Source organism: Chryseobacterium indologenes, assembly GCA_016025055.1.
Classification (GTDB): Bacteria; Bacteroidota; Bacteroidia; order Flavobacteriales; family Weeksellaceae; genus Chryseobacterium; species Chryseobacterium indologenes.
The window spans coordinates 785,951-810,711 of the sequence record CP065590.1; the positions used below are offsets into that span (position 1 = coordinate 785,951).

Below are 24,761 nucleotides of genomic sequence, written 5' to 3' on the forward strand. Positions count from 1 at the left end.
TAATATCAAATAAGGTATTAAATCAATTCTTTTCTAATTTTTATAAAAAAGACAGCCATTAAGTTGGCTGTCTTATGAAATTATTAATCTTCAATACTATTTTTTAATGGCCTTTACTGTTGATTTGGAGCCATCTTTAAAGTAAAGGGTTACAAAATATAATCCGGTACCAAGCTCGTTTAAATCAATTTGCTTTGTAAAACCGTCAATACTTTTAACTACTCTACCCAATGCGTCTCCAACAGTTATTTTATTCACATCCTTAGTATCGGAAAGGTATAAGATATCTTTAAAAGGATTTGGGTGAATATTTATCTTAGGTGTCGTTGTTTTAACTTCAGAAGTACTTAACTGTGCATTTTCGACAATAAAATTATCAACATAGAAGTTATAATCCGGGGTATCATCTACCGTTCCGTCTGTTCCGTAAAAAGCAAATACAGTATTAGCCCCGATATTATTGACTAAATCATAAGTATATTCATTAGAAGTATTGGAAGGCGTATTGCTGGTACCCCAGGTTTTCAGGATGTCCCATGTACTACCTCCATCATTGGAAACCATGAAATGAATTACATCATCAGAGCCCATTGTTGAAGCCGCAGTTCCGGAGTAGGTGGTTACTCCAAAATTAAATTTCGCTCTGTAGCCGCCGCCAGAAAGATCAAAAGGAACAGTCTTTAGCCATCCTATCGTATTGGTTGAATACAGATTTATTCTTGCTGAGCCGGTAGTACCAACGTTGAGGAACCCGTCAGCAGTCCAGCTGCTTCCATTTCCTGTTGGTCCCGTAGCCGGTGTTCCTCCTGTAAGATTCTCCCAGCATGAGCCCGGGAAGCTGGCAAAATCATTAGTATAAGGCGGGATCATTGCTCCGCACAACGTTTTAAATGTCCCTACAAATGACCATGAGCTTTGTCCTGTTCCACCACTACAGTTTGTTCTTACCCAGTAATAATAGTTCGTACTTGGAGATAAATTTCCGATAGTATATGACGTTCCGGTAACTCCGGGATAATTTGGCACAGCACTGCTTAGTGGAGTTGTAGCACTTGTACTATAATATATATCATGACTCGCAGCCTGAGTGCCTGCAGGAACCGTCCACGAAATCAGAGCAGAATTGGCAGTAATTGCTCCTACCGAAGCTAATGTCGGAGCAACGCAAGTACTATAAGCATCCGCTGAAAATGCAAATATATTGGCAACACCGCTACTGTTTGTTTTGGTAATCGTAACACTTTGAATAGGTTTGTTTTGATTAGCCGGATCAATATTTAAAACTGTTTGATATAATCTTGGATTCGTTGTACTGGCCTCCAAGCTGTTTGTATTCCTGAGAATCCTTCCTATTCCACGGATAGCGTAATTATTGCCATCATACCAATCCGGAACACTTTGCCCTGTAAAAGCCTGAGAGGTATTATCCGTAAAGTTTACTGTTATATTGACTGTAGAAGCCCCACTTCCACTCGTTGAAAGCATATATAATTTAAAGGCTGCTACAGGATTTGTAAAAGTAATGGTACCCGTATTACTACCTGTGTTACTACTACTGATTCGCAGTGAATTGCTTCCACTTAAATCTCCAAGCTGAAAGGTTAAGCCGGGCGTTGAAGCCACAGCAGAATTAATAATACCGTCAGTCGGAATACCATAAGTAAGAGGAACACTGGTAGCAGTAAGTTGAAAATCTCTTGCTACAAAATTGTAAGAAACTCCGTCAACATCCAAGGTCGTAGATGCATTGGCAGCACCTATTCCGTTGGCAATTACATCTTCCGTATACCCTGACTGTACAGGCATCGTTTGAAAATTTTGAGCCATCATAAAAGATGCAGAGAAGAAACCAATCACAGGCAATGCCCTAGAAAATAAATTTATTGTCATATTTTTCATATTTGCTTTGAAAATTAATAAAAATATTAATATAAAAATAATATTGTTGATAAAAATTCAACATTTAACGAAAAAACACTATAATAAATTATAAAAAGTAGAACAACTTTTCATGAGTAAAAAGCAATCCGGAAATAAGATTCACTTCTTCTGCTCTTAATTTTATTATTGAGAAATTAAATCCTATTTTTGTCATACAAATTTTTAAACAATGCCGAATATTTCAAACAGAGCACTGCACATGCCGCCATCGCCGGTAAGAAAACTGGTTCCTTTTGCATTACAAGCAAAACAGAAAGGAATAAAAGTATATCACCTTAATATCGGGCAGCCTGATATTGAAACTCCGGAAACAGCTTTAAACGCTTTAAAAAATATTGATTTAAAAGTATTGGAATATGCACTTTCTGAAGGCAATATCGAATATAGAAAGGCCCTTACTGAATATTACCATTCACTAGGTTTTTCAGATTTGACACCGGATAACTTCATGGTAACGAACGGAGGTTCTGAAGCCCTTAATTTTGCTATTTCCACCTTATGCGACGAAGGGGATGAAGTTATTATTCCTGAACCTTATTATGCCAACTATAATGGCTTCACAAGTACATTCGATGTGAACGTAGTTGCAGTACCTTCTACTATTGATACAGGATTTGCCCTTCCGCCGGTAGAAGAATTTGAGAAAAAAATTACAGAAAAAACAAGAGCAATCATCATCTGTAATCCGGGTAACCCTACAGGATACCTGTATACCCGTGAAGAACTTCAGCAACTTGCTGAAATTGCTTTAAAATATGATATCGTCATCATTTCTGACGAAGTATACAGAGAATATGTATATGACGGAAAACAGCAGGTATCTATGCTTGACTTCCCTGAATTAGCAGAAAACTGTATCATTATCGACTCTGAATCCAAGCGTTATTCTATGTGTGGTGTAAGGATCGGATGTATGGTAACCCGTTCAAGCAAAATCCGTAATGCAGCAATGCTTTTTGCTCAGGCAAGACTAAGTCCGGTTCTTCTGGGACAAATTGCAGCAACAGCAGCTCACCAGAATGATGGCCCGTACATCAGAGCTGTAAGAGAAGAATATACTCACAGAAGAAATGTATTGGTAGATCTTCTGAATGCTATTCCGGGAGTAATCTGTCCTAAGCCGAGAGGTGCTTTCTATTGCGTTGCCGAGCTTCCGGTTGACGACACAGAAAAGTTCGCACAATGGTTACTTGAGAAATATTCGTTGAATAACGAAACCATTATGGTTGCTCCTGCAGGAGGATTCTACAGTGATCCTGAATTAGGAAAAAAACAGGTAAGAATTGCTTACGTTTTAAAAGAAGAAGACTTAAAAAGAAGTGCTGAAATTCTGAAAGAAGCTTTAAAAAAGTACAGAGAAGAATTTAGCCTTTAAATTATACAGCATGCCGACAACAAAAAATCTCCATCTGAAAATCCTGTTTTCGATCTTTTTGCTGTCGGCATTGTTTTCTTGTGACACCAAACCGCAGAGGCCACCTGCCGCTTCCAAGAATTCGGATGAGATACATTCGATCAGTATATCTCATATTGGCGGAACTTTAGGAGAATACACCATTATAAAAGTCACAAAAGATTCTGTTTTTGCTGAAAAAGGAGCCACCATCAATCATACTCACCAGCAATGGGTTTCGGCTATCAGCAATGATACCTGGAAGCGACTTATATCGTCCATTAACGTTAAAGATCTGGATGATATCAAAAGTTCGCCAAGTCAGCAGTCGGTAGACGGAATTGATGAAACCTTCCAGATCCGTACTCCTAAAAAAGCTCATATCTACGTTAATTCTTTTGCAGATACTGAACATTATAAACAACTTCAACAGTTTAAAGAACAATTAGACAACATTCTTCCCAAAGAATACCAATAAACATGCAAGAAAATTTTTCCTTACAATCTTATAATACTTTTGGTGTTGATGCCAACACTCAATATTTTACAGAAGTAAAAAGTATTGAAGAACTAAAAGATGCACTTACGTTTTCAAAAGACCAATGTTTACCCATTTTGTTTTTAGGCGGCGGAAGTAATATCCTTTTGACAAAAAATTTTAATGGCCTGGCTGTTAAAATCAACCTAAAAGGAATATCCGAAGAGATCATTAATGAAAATGAGGTTCTCGTGACCGCAAAAGCGGGAGAAAACTGGCATGAATTTGTGATGTACTGTTTGCAGAAAAACTTTGGCGGACTGGAAAACCTTTCTTTGATACCGGGAAATGTTGGTACTTCACCCATGCAGAACATAGGTGCTTACGGGACTGAGATTAAAGATACTTTTGTCAGCTGTAAGGTCTTGGATGTAGAGAATCTTGAAATCAGAACATTCAACCTGGAAGAATGTAAATTCGGCTACAGAGATTCCATTTTCAAACAGGAAGGAAGAGGGAAATACGTTATCCTGGAAGTCTCTTTTAAACTGACTCAAAAAGATCACCATATCAAAACAGAATATGGGGCCATCAAATCCGAACTGGAACATTTAAATATTCAGAACCCCACTATTCAGGATGTTTCCAGAGCTGTCATCAATATCAGACAGAGCAAACTGCCGGATCCCAAACAAATCGGAAATGCCGGAAGTTTTTTTAAAAACCCGACGATTCCTCTGGCTCAATTTGAAAGCTTACGACAAAAATTTGAAAATATCCAGGGCTATCCAAACGGAAATATGGTAAAAGTCCCGGCCGGATGGCTGATTGAGCAATGTGGATGGAAAGGTAAGCAAATTGGGAATGTTGCTTCTCACAAACTTCAATCCCTGGTCATTGTCAATGCGACAGGAAAAGCAACCGGACAGGAAATTTTTGATTTCTCCACCGACATCATCAATTCTGTGAAGGAGAAATTCGGAATAGAGCTTGAGCGGGAAGTGAATATTATTTAAATAGACAGGGCTGAATCAATAATGACTCAGCCTCTTTTATTTTTTAGAATTACCACTAATGCACGAATGAAATAATCCGTTTAATAGTGGTAATCTATAGAACCTCTTATCAAAATTTTCAGGCTTCGAACAAAATTTATAAAATGTTTTTTATGCCAAACCACAACAAATCCATTCTTCTCTAATTACTATAGTATTTGTATAAATTCTTATTTTAGCTGAAAATAGAAGCACAATATGAAAATAGCGATCCTGGGAGCCGGAAATATGGGACTTTCTTTTTCAAAATCATTTTTGAAATATGAACTGATCAAACCTGAACATTTACATCTGATTATCAGAAATGAGGAAAAAAAAATCAAAAATAGCTGAAGAATTTCCCAAATCTAAAATTTCCACTTTTGAAGAAGTAAAAGACATCGATGCCGACCTGATCATTATTGCGGTAAAGCCACAGGATTTTCAAACGGTTGCCCAAAATATTCAGTTTACTTTAAAAGATAATCAGATGGTATTATCTATCATGGCAGGGATTAATATAGGTAAAATTCAAACATTACTGAATCATCCTCTTGTGGTAAGAGCAATGCCCAACTCTCCTACTCTTCTTGGAATGGGAATCACAGGATACACAGCTGCAGAAGGCATTTCCTTTAGTCAGCTCATCAATATTGAGAGATTACTGAATAGCACAGGAAGGTCTGTTTATCTGGAAAATGAAGAACTTCTGGATGGCGTTACTGCGCTGTCAGGAAGCGGGCCGGCCTACTTCTACTATATCGTTGATGCCATGATTAAAGCAGGAATTGAAATGGGCATTGAGGAAAACCTGTCTCAACTTTTTGTAAAGCAAACCATGCTGGGTGCTTACCACCTGATCAACAATTCTGAAAAAAATCTTGAAGAACTGATTAAAGATGTAGCATCCAAAGGAGGTACTACTGAAGCGGCCTTAAAAACATTTGAAGACAGTAATTTTAAAGGGATTTTACAACAAGGGATTCTGAACGCCGAAAAACGCGCTAAGGAACTCAATAACTAAATCTTTTTTCAATTTTTCTGCAAAGCAACCATCCTGCGTATGCACCAAAAGTATTCAGGATAATATCATCGACTTCAAATATTCTCATTCGGGTAAAATACTGAAGCGCTTCCACAATCACAATTGCTGATATAAATGTAAAAATCAGTGGTGTTACTTGTTGCAATCGGGGGAAAAACCAGCCCAGAAACCCAAAAGGAATAAACACACCACATTTCCCAAAACAATAGTGACCATGTTTTTCCAATCACTGGTCCCCCGGATAAATTTTATGGTTGAAAAAACCGGCTCTACAGTAATCAAATGATCTTCATACCGGAATCTGCCCATTCCTAAAAACATAAGATACAGCAAAAATAAAGTATAAGGGATAATGATAATTTTATAAAATTTCTTTCCCATCAGGTGCTAAGATATTCATTTCAAAAACATTAAATTTGTATATTAAAATAATTTAATGAAATACGTATTACTTACACTTATTTCAGCAATGCTGCTGTCGGTTTCATGGCCAACTTATGGAGTTCCGTTTTTTATATTTTTTGCCCTTGTTCCCCTTCTGATGATGGAACACGGAATCTCAAAATTTTCAGATTATAAAAGGAAAAGCTGGATGGTTTTCGGACTTTCTTACTTGTGCTTTGTGATCTGGAATATCGTAACTACAGGCTGGTTGTATGGCTCAAAAAAATCCGGATGGCAGCCATTCTATGATGGCCGTGGTATTTCCGGTACTGGTTAATTCTCTTTTATATTCTCTGGTTTTCCAATGTTATCATTGGTATAAAAATGCACAGGGAACCTATTGGGGATTGGCTTTTTTCGTGGCGATCTGGATGAGTTTTGAAAAATTTCACCTCGGATGGGAGCTGACATGGCCATGGCTTAATTTAGGAAATGCGTTTTCAGAATATCCTAAACTGATTCAATGGTATGATACTCTGGGCGCAACCGGCGGAAGTTTCTGGATTTTATTGATCAATGTTTTAATATTTTATACAGTCAGAACTTTTGAAGCCGGGAGAAAAAGAAAAGACCTGATCAGAAATTCATCTATTGTCCTTGCTTTAATTGCCATTCCTATGGTTATTTCAGTGATCAAATACAATAATTTTGACGAAAAACCGTCAGGGCAGGTCAATGTACTGATGTTGCAGCCGGACCTTGATCCTTATGCTGAAAAATATTCCAAAGACAGTCTCACTATTGAAAATGATCTTTTGGCACTGGCTGAAAAGAATTCAACCGGTAAAATCGATTATTATCTTGCTCCCGAAACAGCACTTCCCGGAAGAGGTTCTATCTCTGAAACAGCTTTTGAAAAAAGCTTATTATTGAACAATCTCAAAGATTTTCTAGCCAGACATCCTGGATCTGTATTCACAACGGGAATTTCATCACATCATTTATATTTTGATCCTTCAGCAATGCCTAAAGAAGCTTACCAGATCAATCAGGGAGTTTGGGTAGCCAGTTATAATACGGCCATTCAGGTGGCACCGAATCAGAAGGTACAGGTCTATCATAAAGGAAAACTGGTTCCCGGAGTTGAGATCTTCCCTTACATGAGTGTTTTAAAGCCTTTGCTAGGTGATGCCATGCTAAATCTGGGCGGTACGGTTGCTTCTTTAAGTACAGACAAAGAAAGAGTGGCTTTTTCCAATCCTTACAATAAAGGAAAGATTGCTCCGATTATCTGTTATGAAAGCATTTATGGCGAATTTGTCACGGATTATGTAAAAAAAGGCGCCAACTTTCTCGGTATTGTAACCAATGATTCATGGTGGGGCGTAACGGAAGGACACAAACAACTTTTATCCTATGCAAGATTAAGAGCCATTGAAACACGAAGAGAGATCGCCCGTGCCGCCAACAGTGGAATTTCCGCACACATCAATGCAAAAGGTGAAGTGGAAGCCGATACCTTCTATGGTGACCAGACCGCCTTATTTGCAAAAGTTAATCTTTACGATACCATGACTTTCTACTCGAGAGCGGGAGATATTTTATCCCGATTTTCAATATTTGCTTTAGGGTTTTTATTGTTTTATTATTTAATTAAATGGTTTCAGGCCAAGACAAAGAAAACATAGTAAGATCACAATATATTTATACTCATCCAATATAATCCGCGTCATTTGCAAAAATCTTAGGGAATTTAAATAGACTCCCGCCGGTTGAGCAGATGACGGAGTTTTTTATTTATTAGACATATTCCTAAGCAAATAAGAAAATTAAAAAAAGAAAAGCCAGCTGGACGTCTGGCTTTTCTCATTGATAGAAGATAGAATTGATTCAATTACTTAATCGTAAGTTTCCTCGTGGTTATTTCGTTTTTTATCTTCAGTTTTAATAGATATACTCCTTTAGGTAAGTGAGAAACGTCGATAGACTGATCTCCTTTTAACATGATATTCAGTTTCTTTCCGTCCATTGCATACATTTCAGCTTCCGATGCCTTTTCTCCCCTAATAAATACTTTATCTGATGTGGGATTAGGATAAATACTCACCTGATTTCTGATCGTTTTAACTTCAACAGTTCCCAATGTACCTGCCACGGAAGGATCAGAATATGCTTTTGATGCATCAATTGATCGTACACTCCAGAAAACATTCTGAATAGCCGGATCAAGATCCAGGAACCATGAAGGAGTAGTTACCACATATTTTGCAATATCCTGCCCTCCCTGGGCAGATCCCACTCTAATTTCATATCGCAGTGCATTCACGGGTGTCTTATCATCAGATGCTCCGTCCCATGTAAAATTGAATCTGTTGCCTGTTTTTGTAAGATTAAGGCTGGTAGGCGGGGTTGGTTTCATATTGACCTTTGCAGAAGTATTTTTAAAAAGTTTTGTCAAAGACGGCAGATCCGAATGGGTCCAATCAAATCCTCCCAACAAAACATCCAAATGGTTATCATTATTAAAATCAAACAACTGCAATACTCCAGGGCCTCCCAAATGATACAAACCGGTAGCAGTTTCTTCAGCAAATTGTTGAGAAGACGGATTATATAAATACGTTTTAACAAAAGCATTATAATCTACATTTCCGGATACGATAAAATCATAATATCCGTCGTCATTCAAATCGCCCACACTTACTGAAGCATCAGAAACTTCGGGCATATTGATGTGCTGAGCCGTAAGAATACCTGTTCCGTCATTCATCAGCACAGCAAAATAGCCATTGTCATTTTCATCTTTACCTATCACGACAATATCCTGAAAACCATCTGCATTGAAATCAGCGAAATCAATTTTACCAACAGAAACAGGATCCAGATCTTGTGTCGGAACCAATGTTCCTCCCTGATTCATATATACTTTAGCCACCGGAAAACCTTCGATATCTGATCCGATAACGACCAAATCAAGAAGATGGTCATTATTCAAATCAACCACTTTAAAGCTTCCGCTCTGGGTTCCGTCCACCCAGTTTTCAGTCATGTTGAAACCTGCTCCAGTATTTTGATAAAAATCCAGAGTATTTCTGAAGCCACCGCCATGAGCATATTGTGTCCCATTGACTGCATAATCCGGTTTTCCATCATGATTGAAATCAAAAACCTCCATAGATCCGTAAATTTTTCCGGGAAGCTCTTCCTCTTTTACAAAAGCTGAGCCTGTATTTCTGAAGCGGTATTGTTTGTAATTAACAACATCCATATAGCTCAGACCGGTAGAAATAATATCCATTAATCCGTCATTATTATAATCGATAAATTTGATATCTCCAAGATGGGTAACTGCGCTCAAACCAGCATAGGGAGACAATACTCCGCCATTATTTACATATACTTCATTAAACGTCTGATCTACATTCCCGTCTCCATCTGAATCTATTGCTCCGTTGAACACAATGTCCTGTGTACCATCATTATTCATATCAGCAATATCTGCTGCTGAATAATAGAAATTCGTCATTCCTGTTTGTACTTCAGTAAAGTTTTGTGCCGTTACAGCAATAGGAAGCATCGACAATAGAATATAAATTCTCCTCATAATTATTTTTATTTAGATTAATTAAAAACAAAGATAGGATATTAAGTTCGCCGGACTAAAAAGTGGCAGTATGAAATATATCAGCCCTGATTTTCTGCGAGATCCCGATAATTCGGATATTTTAAAAATTCAATATTATTAATCAGTTACTTATTTGCAAATATTTTCCAAAAGATTTGTCTATCTAAAAAATTCTTCGTTATTTTGCACTCTCAAATATTATACAAATAAGAACATCGAGATATGTCAAGAATTTGCCAAATAACAGGAAAGCGTGCAATGGTTGGTAACAACGTTTCTCACGCTAATAACAAAACGAAGCGTCGTTTTGAAATTAACTTATTAGAGAAGAAGTTTTACCTTCCGGAGCAAGATAAGCACGTAACACTGAAAGTATCAGCTCATGGATTGAGAGTGATTAACAAGATTGGAATCGAAGAAGCTATTGAAAGAGCTACTAGAAACGGATTGATTAAAAAGAATTAATAAATCATGGCAAAAAAAGGAAACAGAGTTCAAGTAATCCTTGAATGTACAGAGCACAAAGAAAGTGGTATGCCAGGAATGTCTAGATACATTTCTACAAAAAATAAAAAGAACACTACAGAGAGATTGGAATTGAAAAAATACAATCCTGTTCTTAAGAGATCTACCCTTCACAAAGAAATCAAGTAATTTATAAATATAATTTACAATGGCAAAGAAAGTAGTAGCAACCCTACAAACTGGGTCTAAGAAAATGACTAAAGTGGTGAAAATGGTTAAGTCTTCTAAATCAGGAGCTTACATTTTCGAAGAAAAAGTAATGAATGCTGACGAAGTTGACGGTTATTTGAAAAAATAATCAGTACTTTGTTTACAATATAAAAAACTACTCATATTTTGGGTAGTTTTTTTGTTATCTTTGTTCACCAGATTATTAATCAGTAAAATATGAAAAAGATTCTTGCTCTGTTCTGCACAGCAACTTTTCTATTTTCATTCAGTCAGAAAACGATGAACCCTGTAGAATATAAAAGTTCGCCAAAAGTTTTCAACATTAAAGGATTATCGCAATCAGTAAGCATTGATTGTGGCAGTTCCCAAATGATTTTATTATCCGGGCAGGTTCCTTTGGATCCGGAAGGCAACCTGGTGGGAAATACCGTAGAAGAACAGAGCCGTCAGGTTTTTATGAATATTGAAAACATCCTGAAAGAATACGGTGGTACAGGTAAGGACATTATAAAACTCGGAATTTTCATCAGAGATATATCCAAAACTCCTGATTTCAGAAAAGTGAGAGATTTGTATATTAATCTTGAAAACCCTCCTGTAAGCAGCCTTATAGAAGTAAGCAGGCTTTTCAGAGATGACGTTCTTATCGAGGTGGAAGCCACAGCAGTGATTAAAAATAAATAAGAATAAACTAAAACAATGAGTTGGTTTAAAAATATTTTCAAAAAGGAAGAAAAAGAAACACTTGACAAAGGGTTGGAAAAATCCAGTCAGGGTTTCTTTGAAAAAATGACGAAAGCCGTAGTCGGTAAAAGCAAGGTGGATGATGAGGTACTTGATGATCTTGAAGAGGTCCTGATTGCATCCGACGTAGGCGCCTCTACGACCATCAAAATCATTCAACGAATTGAAGAACGTGTCGCCAGAGATAAATATGTTGGCGTAAACGAACTGGATCATATTCTTAGGGAAGAAATTTCAGGATTACTGCTTGAAAACCCGCATGCGGGAACAGGAAATATTGACACTTCTAAAAAGCCTTACGTCATTATGGTCGTGGGCGTAAATGGTGTCGGTAAAACAACTACTATCGGAAAACTGGCTCACCAGTTTAAATCAGAAGGCAAAAAGGTTGTTTTGGGTGCTGCCGATACTTTCAGAGCAGCAGCAGTTGATCAGCTGGTGATCTGGAGTGAAAGAGTTGGCGTTCCTATTGTAAAACAGGAAATGGGTTCTGATCCAGCTTCTGTAGCGTTTGACACCGTACAAAGTGCCGTTGCCCAGAATGCTGATGTGGTGATCATTGATACTGCAGGAAGACTTCATAACAAAATCAACCTGATGAATGAACTTTCTAAAATCAAAAGGGTAATGCAAAAGGTTATTCCTGATGCGCCTCATGAGATTTTATTGGTTTTAGACGGTTCAACCGGGCAGAATGCTTTCGAGCAGGCAAAACAGTTTACTGCAGCCACGGAAGTGAATGCATTAGCGGTAACAAAACTTGACGGAACTGCTAAAGGAGGAGTTGTTATCGGGATCTCTGATCAGTTTCAGATTCCGGTGAAATACATTGGCGTAGGCGAAAAAATGCAGGATCTTCAACTTTTTAATGGTACGGAATTTGTAGACTCATTCTTCAAGAAAAGATGATGAAAATCATACTTTCCCTTATTTTACTAAACAAATCATTTAAATATTAACAATTAAAAAATTTGAAACTATGGGAATTTTAACTTGGATCTTATTTGGTCTTATCGCTGGAGCCATTGCAAAATTAATCATGCCGGGTACTCAGGGAGGCGGATGGCTTATGACAATTATCCTGGGAATTATAGGAGCGTTTGTTGGAGGATTTATAGGAAGTTTTCTTGGTTGGGGAACAGTTGAAAGTTTCGACTTCAGAAGCATGCTGCTAGCCGTGGGAGGATCACTCATTGTCCTCTGGATCTACGGAATGGCAACAAAGAAAAGCTGATACGTATAAAAAATAAAATCCCGGGTCTGAAATTCAGATCCGGGATTTTTGTGTACAATATAATTTAGTTAGTTAACCCTAATCTGGTAAGGCATTTCCATTTTAATGTCAGACTGTAATTTTTTGTCTGTGATCTGCTGTAAGATCTCATAATTGGATTTACCTATTTTACTCTTGATAATTCTTGCCGATACATCTTCCTCATTAAGATCTTTGAAGAGCTGTTCTACAGGAGACATTTTCTTAGGGAAAGAATCTACATGATACGATTTTAACCCTGCTTTTTGTGCAGCAAATTTTACGGCATCATTTAAAGTTCCTAATTCATCTACCAAACCGATCTGCTTGGCACGAACTCCGCTCCATACTCTCCCTCCGCCAACATTATCGATTTGCTCAAAAGTCTGCTTTCTGTTTTGCGTTACAAAATGTACAAACCTTTTATACGTACCTTCAACACTTCTTGTCATCATATTTACTCCGTAAGGTGTAACCCCATTTAAACCTGAATAGTACATAGAGTTGGCATTTGTAGCAACAATATCCGCGCGGATTCCATTTTTACTGGCAATATCTTTATAATAAGGCATTACTCCGAAAACTCCGATAGATCCAGTAAGAGTGTTAGGTTCTGAATAGATCTTATCTGCAGCCATCGCCACATAATAACCTCCTGATGCTGCGTAATCACCAAAAGATACAACCAAAGGTTTTTTCTTTTTCAGCTGTTGCAGTTCAAAAAGGATTTCATCTGAAGCATTGGCACTTCCTCCCGGCGAGTTGATTCTGAAAACGACCGCTTTCACCTTATCATCTTCCTGAAGCTTTTTAATATATTTTACGTATTTTTCAGAATGGATGTCATTATAATTATCTCCGTTATTAATAGATCCCGAAGCATATAATATTGCCACTTTCTCGCCTGAACTATCTTCATCCGCATAAGAATTGATATAGCTGGCCAATGATATCTTGCTCAGTTTCTCTTTATCTTTGATATTTAATTTTGCCTTAATCAGATCTTCATATTCTGTTTTCTGAATAAGTTTATCTGCCAGTTTATATTTCAGCCCAAGTTCCGGAATCATCCCATATAAACTATCAACGACTGTTTTAAACTGAAGGGTGTCCATCTTTCTCGAAGCAGCCATTTTAGTGGATGTATTTTTCCAAAGGTCATTTAAAAGGGCACTCAGCTGTTCTTTGTTTTCAGGAGAAATATCATTTCTTAAAAAGGGTTCAACGGCAGCTTTAAATTTCCCGTGACGGATAACTTCAATACCTATTCCATATTTATCCGCAAAATCTTTAAAGAAGGCAACTTCAGTAGAAAGCCCCTTAAGTTCTATCCCGCCTGCAGGATTAAGATAATACTGATCAGCTACCGATCCTAAATAATAAGCGGATTGCGAAACTCCATTTCCGTAGGCATACACAAATTTTCCGCTCTTTTTAAAATCTTCAATGGCGTTTCTGATATCATCAATCTGCGTCAATCCAGCATTTAAGTCATCAGCCTCAATACTTATCCCTTTAATATTATCATCAGTTTTGGCTTTATTGATAGCTTCCAAAACATCATATAAAAGAACACTCTTGTTTTGAGTTCCGATTCCAAACAGTCCCATTTCTTCTTCTGTAGGACTATCTATAATATTTGTTTTTAAATTAATCGTAAGAACCGAATTCTTTTTCACCACTACCGACTTATCACTTCCCATAGAACTAAACACAAGCAGCATAATGAAAAAGATGAAAAATAAAGCGCAAAGTATCACAATTGCGACTATATTTGCCAAAACATTTTTAAAGAAACTTCTCATAAAATCAATCAATTTACTAATATGTCGCAGCAAAAGGTAGTTTTGTTACTAGGAAGTAATCTCGGAGATCAAAAAAAAATATAGAGCTTGCATTACGCAAAATAGAAGAGGCAGGAAATAACATTTCACAAATAAGCGAATTTTTAATATCAGATCCTGTAGAATTTGCTAGTTCCAATATTTTTTGTAATATTGCAACAATAATATTCACGCATTATACACCAATTCAATTGCTTGACTGTTTAAAGGGAATTGAAGTTGAAATGGGAAGAATTAATGATTCAAAGGCTTCCGGAGGCTATGCTGACAGAATAATAGACATTGACATCATTACGTATAATGAATTGAATTTTAAATCAGAAAGATTAGAAATCCCTCATAAAAAACATCTTTTTGAAAGGGAGTTTTCTAGAATATTATTAAAAGATTTTATTTAAAACATAAAACATATTGTATGAAATTAGGTTTATTATTATTGGCCACACTGCCTATCGCAGCTTATGCACAAGCTCAAAACAGCAGTACCACAGTAAACTCTTCAACTGAGTACCCTAATACCTTTTCTTCGGGTTCAGCTAATGTACAACCTTTTGACAACAAAGCCAGACGCTTTAGAGATTGGTCCGTTTCCGTAGGAGGCGGTGCAGCATTTATGGTTCATTCTGCTTTAACATCCATCAACAAGGATAAAGTCAACTGGGGATACAGTGCGTATGTAAGTATTGACAAACAAATCTCACATACATTTGGTGCAAGTATAATGTACACAAGAGGAGAAACCAAACAAACAGGTCAGCTACCAGGTGTTCCAGGACAAATGGCAGGTGTAGCAACTGCTACAACACAGTTTGATCAGGTTTCCCTATTAGGGGACATCAACTTCTCCAATCTGCTAAGAAGAGTAGATAATCATTCTCCTTACCGATGGGCATTCCATGGTTACGGAGGACTGGGACTTATGGGTTATAGAACGTCTCTGCATGATAATGACAGAAACAGATGGAGTGACAATCCTAAAAGGGTACCTTCATTCGTTAAAAAAGATCTTGATTTCGGATCTATATTCTATCAGTTTGGTTTAGGTTTAAAATATAACGTGTCTAAACTTATTGACATTGAAGCCAGAACCATGTATCTTATCAGTGGTGAACAATCATTTGACGGAAGCGGTTACAACAATTCAAGTTATGATCCTGCAGCTCCTGTAGAATCAGGATACAGATACACGATTCTTAACAATAAGAGATCTTATAATGCCTGGACAGTTACTTTAGGTGCTTCTTTCAAAATAGGAAAGCAGGAAACTCATCTGGCATGGCATGATCCTCTTCAGGAAGCTTACTACAGAACAAATGTCTTAGAAAATGCTTCTACAGACTTTGTAGTTTGTGAAAAAGGAGATAAGGATAATGACGGTGTATGTGACGACTGGGACAGACAGCTTGACACTCCTGCCGGAGCAAGAGTGGATGGTGCCGGAGTTGCATTAGACATGGATCTTGATGGCGTTATCGATCTTTACGATAAGTGCGTTACTGTACCGGGACCTGTTGAGAATAACGGTTGTCCGACTAAATAATATAACAAAGTGGCTTTTAGCCACTTTGTACTTTTCAAAAAAATCATTATAATAATACACGATGAAATTAAGTTTAGCAATTGCTTCACTGGCTTTGGCAATCCCTGTCGCCAGTTTTGCACAAGACTCAACTGCAGCCACAGACGGAAAATACCCTAATACATTTTCTTCAGGTTCTGCAAATGTATCCCCATTTAACAACCAAGCAAAAAGATTTAACGACTGGTCTATCTCAGTAGGAGCTGGTGTTCCGCTAATGCAATCGGCTGATTTGACGTCAATCAAAAATGGTAACGGTAAAAACCTTTTTGGATATTCTGCTTATGTAAGTATTGACAAAGCAATCACCCATGCTTTTGGCATCAATTTACAATACGACAGAGGTGAAACCAGACAAGGATGGTTCAATACTAAAGATGCTGCTCCTGATGCAAAAGCTGTAGCCGGTAGAACTCAGTATGATGCGATCTCTATCTTAGGAGATATCAACTTCTCTAATTTATTGAGAAGAGTTGACAACCACTCTCCTTACAGATGGGCACTTCATGGGTATGGTGGTGTTGGTACTATCGCTTACAGAGCATACCAGAAAGACAGCAAAGGACAACAGCTGATGACGGAAGTTAAACCATTCAAGCTTGGATCTTTCTTTGCTCAGGCTGGTGCCGGTTTAAAGTTCAAAGTTAACAGAAGAATCGACATCGAAGGTAGATTAATGTATGTAATAACAGGTGATGATACCTTTGACGGAGGTGGAGATCCATACAGCGAGGTTAACAGACGTTCTTCACAGGTTTCCGACAACTTCTTCAACGCTACCTTAGGTCTTTCATTCAAACTTGGAAAACACGACTCTCACCTGATGTGGCATGATCCTCTTCAGGAAATCTATTATAAACTTGATGTATTGGCTAATAAAAAACAAGACATTGAAGTATGTAAAAAAGGAGATGCTGATAATGATGGAGTATGTGACGATTGGGACAGACAGCTTGACACTCCTGCCGGAGCAAGAGTGGATGGTGCCGGAGTTGCTCTAGACACAGACTTAGACGGTGTTATTGACCTTTACGATAAGTGTGTAACGGTTCCGGGACCTGTTGAAAACAACGGTTGCCCTGTGAAAAAGATAACAATCAAACTGCTGTAGAAGTAGAAAAAACATTGAAAGACATTTACTTTAACTTTAATAAAGCAACCATAAGACCTGAATCTAACAGTAAATTGGATCTTGCGGCTTCCATTATTAAAGAAAACGGAGGTAATTACCTGTTGACAGGTCATACTGACATTAAAGGAAGTGCTGCTTATAACCTGAGATTATCTAAAGAAAGAGCTGCAGCTGTAGTTTCAGCTTTAGAAAACAGAGGTGTTAGTGATAATGTACTAAAGTCAAGAGGAGTAGGTTCTGCAGAAGCTAAGATTCCTGCCTCAGCTTCAGATGCTGAAAGACTAGCTGACAGAAAAGTAACGGTAAGATTTGTTGAAGGTTCTGAGTGGAATTCTATTAAAAAGAAAGACTATGAAGATGCTCCGGTGAAAAAAACTGTGAAAAAAGCACCAGCTAAGAAAAAGAAGAAATAACTTCTTATTATATACAAAAACCGAAAAGAATTGTTCTTTTCGGTTTATTTTTTTTCTACTACGGAATATTTTACATACCTTTATATCATATTAGGAGTATACCGTATAGAATATATTAACTAATCTACAGGCGTACTTAAAAAAATAATATAATATCACTTTTTTAACGTAAAAAATCATTTAAAATAACTTAACTTAAAAAAATAACACTATGAAATTAAGTTTAGCAATTGTTGCATTAGCGATGGCAATTCCTACCGCTACTTATGCACAAGACTCAACGGCAGTTTCAAAAGGAGAGTACCCTAATACATTTTCTTCTGGGTCTGCAAATGTTTCCCCATTTACCAACCAATCGAAAAGATTTAATGACTGGTCTATTTCCGCAGGGGTTGGAGTTCCATTGATGCAATCGGCAGATTTAACATCAATTAAAAATGGTAACGGTAAAAACCTTTTTGGATATTCTGCTTATGTAAGTATTGACAAAGCAATCACCCATGCTTTTGGGTTAAAGCTTCAATATGACAGAGGTGAAACCAGACAAGGATGGTTCAATACTAAAGATGCTGCTCCTGATGCAAAAGCTGTGGCAGGTAGAACTCAGTATGATGCGATCTCTATCTTAGGAGATATCAACTTCTCTAATTTATTGAGAAGAGTAGATAATCACTCTCCGTACAGATGGGCACTTCATGGGTATGGTGGTGTTGGTACTATCGCTTACAGAGCATACCAGAAAAACATCAATGGACAACAGCTGATGACGGAAGTTAAACCATTCAAGCTTGGATCTTTCTTTGCTCAGGCTGGTGCCGGTTTAAAGTTCAAAGTTAACAGAAGAATCGACATCGAAGGTAGATTAATGTATGTAATAACAGGTGATGATACCTTTGACGGAGGAGGAGATCCATACAGCGAAGTTAACAGACGTTCTTCACAGGTATCTGACAACTTCTTCAACGCTACTTTAGGTCTTTCTTTGAAATTAGGAAAACACGAATCTCACTTAATGTGGCATGATCCACTTCAGGAAATCTATTACAAACTTGATGTATTGGCTAACAAAAACCAGGATATCGAAGTATGTAAAAAAGGAGATGCTGATAACGATGGAGTATGCGACGATTGGGACAGACAACTCGACACTCCTGCCGGAGCACGAGTGGACGGTGCCGGAGTTGCTCTAGACACAGACTTAGACGGTGTTATTGACCTTTACGATAAGTGCGTAACGGTTCCGGGACCTGTTGAAAACAACGGTTGTCCTAATACCGCTGGACCTGTAATAGAAACAGAAACTAAACTGGAAGGAATCGAATTTGATTTAAATTCTGACAGAATTTTACCTTCAAATACTCCTATTCTGAATAACGCTGTAAACTATATCAATTCTTCAAATGGAGGTTATAAAGTAATCGGAGCTACTGATACAAGAGGTACTGATGCTTACAACCAGAAATTATCAGAAAGAAGAGCAAACAACGTTAAGAACTACCTGATTAAAAATGGTGTTCAGTCTGGTAAATTACAATCAGTAGGTAAAGGTGAAAAAGACCTTAAATACCCTGAGTGTGAACCAGCAACAAAATGCCCTGAATGGAAAAACAGAGCAAACAGAAGAGTATACTTCGAAGCTAAATAGTAAACTTATTATTTATTATATCAAAGTCACGCACCGCGTGACTTTTTTTGTTTTAATACTTTCCTTACTTTTACATCATGATTTCGCCGCAGGATTTTCAAAAGCTAAAATATGATACTCTTAAGTATTTTTGGGGCTACACCGGCTTCAGAGATTCTCAGGAAGAAATTATCAATTCCGTTATTAATGAAAAAGATACCCTGGTCCTGCTCCCTACGGGCGCCGGAAAATCATTATGCTACCAGCTTCCTGCGTTATTAAAAGAAGGAACCTGCCTTGTCATTTCACCTTTGCTTGCTTTGATGAAAGATCAGGTAAACCAACTTAAATTCCGTGGCATAGAAGCAGAATACTTATCTTCCGAACTGGATGAATATGATGCGGAAACTATTTACGACCGATGTAAAGAAGGACTTACAAAATTACTATATGTATCCCCCGAAAGACTGACGAATACTCAATTTTTTGCAAAACATTGAAGAAATTGAACTTTCCTTTATTGCAGTTGATGAAGCTCACTGTATCTCAGAATGGGGACAGGATTTCCGTCCGAGTTATCAGAATATTAAAGGCTTTAGAAGCAATAACCCTGAAATTCCATGCCTGGCCCTTACCGCTACAGCTACCACAAAAGTGTTGGATGAAATCAAAAATAAACTGGAACTCAGAAATCCTTCCGTCTTTCAAAAAAGTTTTAAAAGAGATAATATCAGAATCTTCACCGAAGAGGTTTCTGACAAATTTCAACGGGTACTGGATATTCTAAAATACAATAATGACTCAGGGATTGTCTATGTAAGAACCAGAAAGGAAGCAGAATTACTGGATGAATTTTTAAAGAAAAATCAGCTAAAAAACGTAGATTACTTTCATGCCGGCTTAACAGCCAAAGAAAAAAATATAAGACAAACAACCTGGAATAAAAGTGATAATCACGTCTTGATTTCCACGAATGCCTTTGGAATGGGAATCGATAAAGACAATGTACGCTTTGTACTCCACTACTCTCCTGCCGCATCTATTGAAAATTATTACCAGGAAATCGGGAGAGCCGGAAGAGACGGTAAAGACAGCTTTGCTTTTATGCTCTGGAACAAACAGGAACTTTTGAATTTTGATGAAATTTTAAAAAATCAAATTCCCAATAAAGCTGAATTTTTAAAGATCATCAGTTACCTCTACTCTATTTTTCAGGTTGCCGAATTTGAACTGCCGGAGAAAACATTCCAGCTGAATATCTCCGGAATACAAAACTTCACCAGATTGTCTAAAGCGAAAATTAATAATATCCTTAATTTCCTGCACAATCAGGAGATTATCTATCACAATGACAACAAGAGTTTATCTTCTCTTGAACTTTTCATTAAATCTGATGAGATTGATCAGTTACCTCAAAAAGATGCCTATTTTATCGAGCTTCTACTCCGTTCAGTGTCCGGAATTACGACTCATAAAGTAATGTTCAGTGAGCAGCAGGTCAGCAATAAAATCGGAGTAAGCCCACAATTGATTAAAGAACGTTTGAAAGAACTTCAACAGAAGAATTATCTAGAATATATTGACGGAGCCCTGTCTAGTATAAAGTTTTTAAAACCAAGGGATGAGAGGGCCATTCAGAATGCGTACTGGAAACTCTTTGAACATATCCAGAAAAATAAAATCCAGAAATGGGAAGAGATGAAGTTTTATGTAGAAAATAATGATTACTGCAAAATGAAACTTATCCTTGCTTATTTTGGTGAGAAGAATTCAAAAAATTGTGGTCAATGCTCTGTTTGTGAAAAAAATAAACAGTCCATCTTCGGTAAAAATATTTCACAGCAGATCATTAACCTATTAGCTAAAAAAGCTTCTACTATTGAAGAACTTTCCATACAATTAAGCTATCATTCCAAAGAAAACATCTTAGAAAATCTTATCTTTTTGCTTGATTCAGGAAAGGTGAAAATGCTAAACTTCAGAACCTATGCACTGAATCATTAGGATTTTGTGTATAATTAGTCGTATAAAAAATCCCATCAACATACTCTAAAAACTCAGAACTCTATAGTAACGGAGCCCTTCCCATTTCTCATTTTTAAGTAAAAACTTATCTTTGTGTTATGAAATCATTGAAAGTCGTTTTTTTAGGTACTCCTGAGTTTGCAAAAACCTCTCTGGAGGCTATTCATCAATCTCACCATCACGTGGTAGGTGTGGTAACCGTTGCCGACAAAGCAAGCGGACGTGGGCAAAAGATTAATCAATCACCGGTAAAAGTATACGCTGCCGAAAATAATATCCCTGTTTTTCAGCCGGAGAAATTAAGAAACCCCGAGTTTCTGGAAGAACTTCGAAAGCTGGATGCCGATGTTTTTGTAGTGGTCGCATTCAGAATGATGCCTAAAATCCTTTTTGAAATGCCTAAAATGGGAACTTTCAATCTTCATGCTTCTTTATTACCGGATTACAGAGGTGCTGCTCCCATCAACTATGCAGTGATCAACGGTGAAGAAAAAACGGGTGCAACTACCTTTTTTATCAATGAAAAAATTGATGAGGGAAATATTTTACTACAGGCAGAGCTTGAAATTTCACCTAATGAAAATGCCGGAAGCCTCCATGACAGACTGATGGAAATAGGAGCTGAATTAGTCGTTAAAACACTGGATGGATTGGCAGAAGATGCTATTGAGGAAAAACCTCAGCCACAAGTTGAACATCCTAAAAATGCATATAAGATATTCAAAGAAGATACCCGAATCAATTGGAATGCTCCCTCTAAAACAGTTCATCAGTTTATTCTCGGAATGTCTCCTTACCCTGCAGCATTTACCACTTTAAAAATAGGTGATGAGGAAAAAGGACTAAAAATATTCGGAGGTACATTTGATCTGACCCCGCATGGGCAACCTGCCGGAACATTAAGCATTTCTAAAAATGAATTTAAAATTTACACTGAAGACGGAACTTATTTCCCGCAGGAACTTCAATTAGAAGGTAAAAAAGAATGACAGTAAAAGATTTCCTGAACGGCTTTCGTAATTTTGACGAAATCTCATTGAAGGATTAAAAATACATTCATATTCCATAAAAAGTCACAGAAGTTTTCTATACTGCTGTGACTTTTTGTATCACCCTATGAGTCTTTACCCACAATTTTCCTTCGAACTCTGCTCAAAGATTCAGGAGTTACTCCCAGATAGGCCGCAATCTGAATATTGGTAAGACGATGCACTGTATTAGGGTATTTCTGTAAAAATTCGATATAACGTTCCTCGGAAGATTTACTTAAGTTATCAATGATCCTGCGCTGTAATGCAATAATAGACATTTGAAATTTGAGCCTCATCAACCGTTCTATTTCCGGCATTTCGGAATATATTGAAGTTGTATTCACTAATTTAATAAATCTAATTCTATAATATTGTTATCTTGTTTCAACTCTTCAAGCGCTGCTTTTTCAAATTGGCGGAAAATTTCATTTCCGGAGTGAAAAACGCCATTAGCATCCGTTTGATCCGGAAAAGCGCCTACTGAACCTGCCATTGGATTTTTTCTAAAATTCTTATAAATTTTCATATATTTTAAATAATTTATTTTCACATCTTTATAATTATTTACGTAAGGATAAATAAAATCACCTTTTGTTGTTTTTATTCCTTTAAGTTCAAAAATGTGGCTTTTGTGATCATCCTCAATTTTAAGAATCAATCCTGGAAGTCCAAAAAATTTATACGGACCACTTTGTATAGGGATCTCTTTTGAAAACCACGCAATCCACTTTCTGCCTGCAAACTCTGTGGTTGCTTTTTGAACATCATATCCCAAAATAGTATTAAATTCCGCAAGTATATTCCATTTTAAGTCTATATTCTGACTAACTGCATATCTATAAGGTCCAAGATGTGTAATAAATTCAATCTTTTGAGTACTAATATCTCTAACTACTCTATCTTTATTCATTTTTATATTAGGGGGCATCGAAAAAATCCCTTTCTTTGAATCTGCATTCAATGTTGAGTCCGATTTGTATTTTTCAAAACTATAGAATTCTGATTTCTTGCTACCAATATTCAAAACCATTATTTCTTTATCTGAATTTTTCAAGTTTGTTGAATCGTGAATAAATTTGTATTCGTAGAAAAATTGTTTGTTTTGGCCCAAAACATTAATTGAGGTTAGAATAAGAATTATGATTCTAATTGTAATCATCATATTTTTTTATTTAAATTAAAAAGCTGTCAAATAATTATTTAACAGCCTCAATTACTTTAGTCTCTTAACAAGCTCTTAAAAAATAACCTGATGGACAATTGCTGCCAGTACTACATCCACCGCAAGTATAGAGATTTGCACAACATTGATAAGTGCTTAGAGGACCCTCTCCTGGATCTTCACAACCCATAGCTCCTCTTGATTGTTCACATTTGGTTCCTCCTGTTAGTTTTCTAAGGTCAATACGAGATAATTTTTTTAAATTCTTCATTGTAAAATAAATTTTGTAATTAAGCTGTAAATATATAAATTAATTTAATCACTGTACAGGGAATTTTATCATATCAATTCTTAGTACAAGAATTGATGAAGGTTTACCTTTTGGAAGCCTCCACATCAAATAGAAAAATTGTCGCAGAATCCTCCTTAAAACAAATTAGTAAAACGATCAAAATCAACAATTTGATATTTAAAAATTTTAAATTAAATAACCCACGTCTTAATTTAATTAATATCTAGAAATAATGAATCTGCCTTTGGAATTAAAAAGACCAGTAGAAAAAATACATCTTGCTAATAGAAGCGAACCATTCTGGAACATTGACCTTTCAAAACAGAATTTACGAACTATGCCTCTTATGTAAATAATAATATATTCCAGTTTATTAAAAGTTTACAAATTATGATACTACTTTCTGTAAAGCAACATTAATAGTAAATAGTATATTTTTTGTATCGCCCTATGAGTCCTTGCCCACAATTTTCCTGCGAACTCTGCTCAAAGATTCAGGAGTTACTCCCAGATAGGCCGCAATCTGAATATTGGTAAGACGATGCACTGTATTAGGGTATTTCTGTAAAAATTCGATATAACGTTCCTCGGAAGATTTACTTAAGTTATCAATGATCCTGCGTTGTAATGCAATAATAGACATTTGAAATTTGAGCCTCATCAACCGTTCTATTTCCGGCATTTCGGCATAGAGTTTTTCTTTATCGGCTTTTTTAATAATAAGAATTTCGCTGTCCTCAAGAGCCTGGATATTGAGCTTTGAAGGAATGTTATTAATGAAACTGTCAATATCAGAAATCCACCAGTTTTCAATTCCGAAGTATAATATCTGTTCATCAGCATTGCGGTCCGTATGAAAAACTTTAAAACAACCTTTCGTTACAAATCCCTCATAAGTACAAATACTGCCTTCTTTTAAGAGAAATTCTTTCTTTTTTACTTCCTGTAGCGTAAAGGCATTACAATATTTCTCCAGCTTTTCGTCTGAGATATCAATATACTCTCTGATATGTTTCTTTAAAGACTCGGTCATAGGTTTAAAAATAAAAAAAAGGTTTAGAAAAATC

General features: G+C 36.7%; 17 protein-coding genes and 7 pseudogenes. 17 read left to right on the top strand and 7 right to left on the bottom strand.

Translation table 11 applies throughout. The features are described from left to right. Window positions 1–96: 96 nt before the first annotated feature. The gene (locus tag H3Z85_03605; protein ID QPQ52569.1) at window positions 97–1,890 is read right to left on the bottom strand and encodes a T9SS type A sorting domain-containing protein; all 1,794 of its coding nucleotides are present in this window, start codon (window positions 1,888–1,890) and stop codon (window positions 97–99) included. 220 nt (window positions 1,891–2,110) lie between these two features. Here H3Z85_03605 and H3Z85_03610 point away from each other — a divergent pair, with 220 nt between their 5' ends. The 4 genes and pseudogenes from H3Z85_03610 to H3Z85_03625 all read left to right on the top strand — a co-directional run bounded on the left by H3Z85_03610 (window position 2,111) and on the right by H3Z85_03625 (window position 5,870). After that, window positions 2,111–3,316 (top strand): pyridoxal phosphate-dependent aminotransferase, encoded by a 1,206-nt coding sequence (locus tag H3Z85_03610; protein QPQ52570.1) that lies wholly within the window; start codon window positions 2,111–2,113, stop codon window positions 3,314–3,316. A gap of 10 nt (window positions 3,317–3,326) precedes the next feature. Then, window positions 3,327–3,812 (top strand): hypothetical protein, encoded by a 486-nt coding sequence (locus tag H3Z85_03615; GenBank protein ID QPQ52571.1) that lies wholly within the window; start codon window positions 3,327–3,329, stop codon window positions 3,810–3,812. After that, complete coding sequence (gene murB, locus H3Z85_03620) at window positions 3,809–4,828, top strand: UDP-N-acetylmuramate dehydrogenase (GenBank protein QPQ53833.1); 1,020 nt, start codon at window positions 3,809–3,811, stop codon at window positions 4,826–4,828. The genes H3Z85_03615 and murB overlap by 4 nt, the downstream gene beginning before the upstream one ends. 237 nt (window positions 4,829–5,065) lie before the next feature. Continuing rightward, window positions 5,066–5,870, top strand: a pseudogene (locus H3Z85_03625) (pyrroline-5-carboxylate reductase). Here the strand turns inward: H3Z85_03625 and H3Z85_03630 are convergent. Further along, window positions 5,860–6,272, bottom strand: a pseudogene (locus tag H3Z85_03630) (VanZ family protein). The pseudogenes H3Z85_03625 and H3Z85_03630 overlap by 11 nt on opposite strands. A 55-nt stretch (window positions 6,273–6,327) precedes the next feature. On the opposite strand from H3Z85_03630, the pseudogene lnt reads away from it, so the two are divergent. Next, window positions 6,328–7,963: pseudogene (gene lnt, locus H3Z85_03635) on the top strand (apolipoprotein N-acyltransferase). A gap of 206 nt (window positions 7,964–8,169) precedes the next feature. Here the strand turns inward: lnt and H3Z85_03640 are convergent. Beyond that, window positions 8,170–9,852 carry a T9SS type A sorting domain-containing protein gene (locus H3Z85_03640; protein QPQ53834.1) on the bottom strand — a complete coding sequence of 561 codons (1,683 nt, stop codon included), beginning with the start codon at window positions 9,850–9,852 and terminating at the stop codon, window positions 8,170–8,172. A 270-nt stretch (window positions 9,853–10,122) separates the two neighbouring features. On the opposite strand from H3Z85_03640, the gene H3Z85_03645 reads away from it, so the two are divergent. The 6 genes from H3Z85_03645 (at window position 10,123) to H3Z85_03670 (ending at window position 12,574) form a co-directional block, all read left to right on the top strand. Continuing rightward, entirely contained in the window at window positions 10,123–10,365 is a 243-nt protein-coding gene (locus H3Z85_03645) for a 50S ribosomal protein L28 (GenBank protein ID QPQ52572.1), read from the top strand. A gap of 6 nt (window positions 10,366–10,371) precedes the next feature. After that, window positions 10,372–10,554, top strand: a complete 183-nt coding sequence (rpmG, locus tag H3Z85_03650; protein QPQ52573.1) for a 50S ribosomal protein L33 — start codon at window positions 10,372–10,374, stop codon at window positions 10,552–10,554. Between the two features lie 19 nt (window positions 10,555–10,573). Beyond that, complete coding sequence (locus H3Z85_03655) at window positions 10,574–10,723, top strand: DUF4295 domain-containing protein (protein ID QPQ52574.1); 150 nt, start codon at window positions 10,574–10,576, stop codon at window positions 10,721–10,723. Between the two features lie 89 nt (window positions 10,724–10,812). Then, the gene (locus tag H3Z85_03660) at window positions 10,813–11,280 is read left to right on the top strand and encodes a RidA family protein (protein QPQ52575.1); all 468 of its coding nucleotides are present in this window, start codon (window positions 10,813–10,815) and stop codon (window positions 11,278–11,280) included. A gap of 15 nt (window positions 11,281–11,295) precedes the next feature. Next, window positions 11,296–12,249: a signal recognition particle-docking protein FtsY gene (gene ftsY, locus H3Z85_03665; protein QPQ52576.1), complete on the top strand. Its 954-nt coding sequence runs from the start codon at window positions 11,296–11,298 to the stop codon at window positions 12,247–12,249. Between the two features lie 70 nt (window positions 12,250–12,319). Beyond that, the gene (locus tag H3Z85_03670; protein ID QPQ52577.1) at window positions 12,320–12,574 is read left to right on the top strand and encodes a GlsB/YeaQ/YmgE family stress response membrane protein; all 255 of its coding nucleotides are present in this window, start codon (window positions 12,320–12,322) and stop codon (window positions 12,572–12,574) included. Window positions 12,575–12,642: 68 nt separating this feature from the next. Here the strand turns inward: H3Z85_03670 and sppA are convergent, their stop codons facing one another. Further along, window positions 12,643–14,397: a signal peptide peptidase SppA gene (sppA, locus tag H3Z85_03675; protein QPQ52578.1), complete on the bottom strand. Its 1,755-nt coding sequence runs from the start codon at window positions 14,395–14,397 to the stop codon at window positions 12,643–12,645. A 21-nt stretch (window positions 14,398–14,418) separates the two neighbouring features. Here sppA and folK point away from each other — a divergent pair. The 6 genes and pseudogenes from folK (at window position 14,419) to H3Z85_03705 (ending at window position 22,257) form a co-directional block, all read left to right on the top strand. Then, window positions 14,419–14,834 (top strand): annotated as a pseudogene (folK, locus tag H3Z85_03680) (2-amino-4-hydroxy-6-hydroxymethyldihydropteridine diphosphokinase). A 17-nt stretch (window positions 14,835–14,851) separates the two neighbouring features. Continuing rightward, window positions 14,852–15,976, top strand: a complete 1,125-nt coding sequence (locus tag H3Z85_03685) for an OmpA family protein (GenBank protein ID QPQ52579.1) — start codon at window positions 14,852–14,854, stop codon at window positions 15,974–15,976. A 61-nt stretch (window positions 15,977–16,037) separates the two neighbouring features. Continuing rightward, window positions 16,038–17,560 (top strand): annotated as a pseudogene (locus tag H3Z85_03690) (OmpA family protein). A 211-nt stretch (window positions 17,561–17,771) separates the two neighbouring features. Beyond that, window positions 17,772–19,205: an OmpA family protein gene (locus H3Z85_03695; GenBank protein ID QPQ52580.1), complete on the top strand. Its 1,434-nt coding sequence runs from the start codon at window positions 17,772–17,774 to the stop codon at window positions 19,203–19,205. A 77-nt stretch (window positions 19,206–19,282) separates the two neighbouring features. After that, window positions 19,283–21,188, top strand: a pseudogene (locus H3Z85_03700) (RecQ family ATP-dependent DNA helicase). 119 nt (window positions 21,189–21,307) lie between these two features. Then, window positions 21,308–22,257, top strand: a pseudogene (locus H3Z85_03705) (methionyl-tRNA formyltransferase). Between the two features lie 66 nt (window positions 22,258–22,323). Here the strand turns inward: H3Z85_03705 and H3Z85_03710 are convergent. The 3 genes from H3Z85_03710 to H3Z85_03720 form a co-directional block, all read right to left on the bottom strand. Further along, the gene (locus H3Z85_03710; protein QPQ52581.1) at window positions 22,324–22,584 is read right to left on the bottom strand and encodes a hypothetical protein; all 261 of its coding nucleotides are present in this window, start codon (window positions 22,582–22,584) and stop codon (window positions 22,324–22,326) included. After that, on the bottom strand, window positions 22,584–23,402 hold the full coding sequence (locus H3Z85_03715; protein ID QPQ52582.1) for a GLPGLI family protein: 819 nt from the start codon (window positions 23,400–23,402) through the stop codon (window positions 22,584–22,586). The genes H3Z85_03710 and H3Z85_03715 overlap by 1 nt, the downstream gene beginning before the upstream one ends. A gap of 740 nt (window positions 23,403–24,142) precedes the next feature. Then, on the bottom strand, window positions 24,143–24,727 hold the full coding sequence (locus H3Z85_03720) for a Crp/Fnr family transcriptional regulator (protein QPQ52583.1): 585 nt from the start codon (window positions 24,725–24,727) through the stop codon (window positions 24,143–24,145). Between the last annotated feature and the right edge of the window lie 34 nt (window positions 24,728–24,761).

Coding starts and splice junctions, on each gene's coding strand:
- ftsY (QPQ52576.1), top strand. CDS start 11,296: ATGAGTTGGTTTAAAAATATTTTCAAAAAGGAAGAAAAAGAAACACTT.
- H3Z85_03720 (QPQ52583.1), bottom strand. CDS start 24,727: ATGACCGAGTCTTTAAAGAAACATATCAGAGAGTATATTGATATCTCA.
- rpmG (QPQ52573.1), top strand. CDS start 10,372: ATGGCAAAAAAAGGAAACAGAGTTCAAGTAATCCTTGAATGTACAGAG.
- H3Z85_03615 (QPQ52571.1), top strand. CDS start 3,327: ATGCCGACAACAAAAAATCTCCATCTGAAAATCCTGTTTTCGATCTTT.
- H3Z85_03645 (QPQ52572.1), top strand. CDS start 10,123: ATGTCAAGAATTTGCCAAATAACAGGAAAGCGTGCAATGGTTGGTAAC.
- H3Z85_03660 (QPQ52575.1), top strand. CDS start 10,813: ATGAAAAAGATTCTTGCTCTGTTCTGCACAGCAACTTTTCTATTTTCA.
- H3Z85_03655 (QPQ52574.1), top strand. CDS start 10,574: ATGGCAAAGAAAGTAGTAGCAACCCTACAAACTGGGTCTAAGAAAATG.
- H3Z85_03715 (QPQ52582.1), bottom strand. CDS start 23,402: ATGATGATTACAATTAGAATCATAATTCTTATTCTAACCTCAATTAAT.
- H3Z85_03685 (QPQ52579.1), top strand. CDS start 14,852: ATGAAATTAGGTTTATTATTATTGGCCACACTGCCTATCGCAGCTTAT.
- H3Z85_03695 (QPQ52580.1), top strand. CDS start 17,772: ATGAAATTAAGTTTAGCAATTGTTGCATTAGCGATGGCAATTCCTACC.
- H3Z85_03670 (QPQ52577.1), top strand. CDS start 12,320: ATGGGAATTTTAACTTGGATCTTATTTGGTCTTATCGCTGGAGCCATT.
- H3Z85_03640 (QPQ53834.1), bottom strand. CDS start 9,852: ATGCTTCCTATTGCTGTAACGGCACAAAACTTTACTGAAGTACAAACA.
- sppA (QPQ52578.1), bottom strand. CDS start 14,397: ATGAGAAGTTTCTTTAAAAATGTTTTGGCAAATATAGTCGCAATTGTG.
- H3Z85_03610 (QPQ52570.1), top strand. CDS start 2,111: ATGCCGAATATTTCAAACAGAGCACTGCACATGCCGCCATCGCCGGTA.
- H3Z85_03605 (QPQ52569.1), bottom strand. CDS start 1,890: ATGACAATAAATTTATTTTCTAGGGCATTGCCTGTGATTGGTTTCTTC.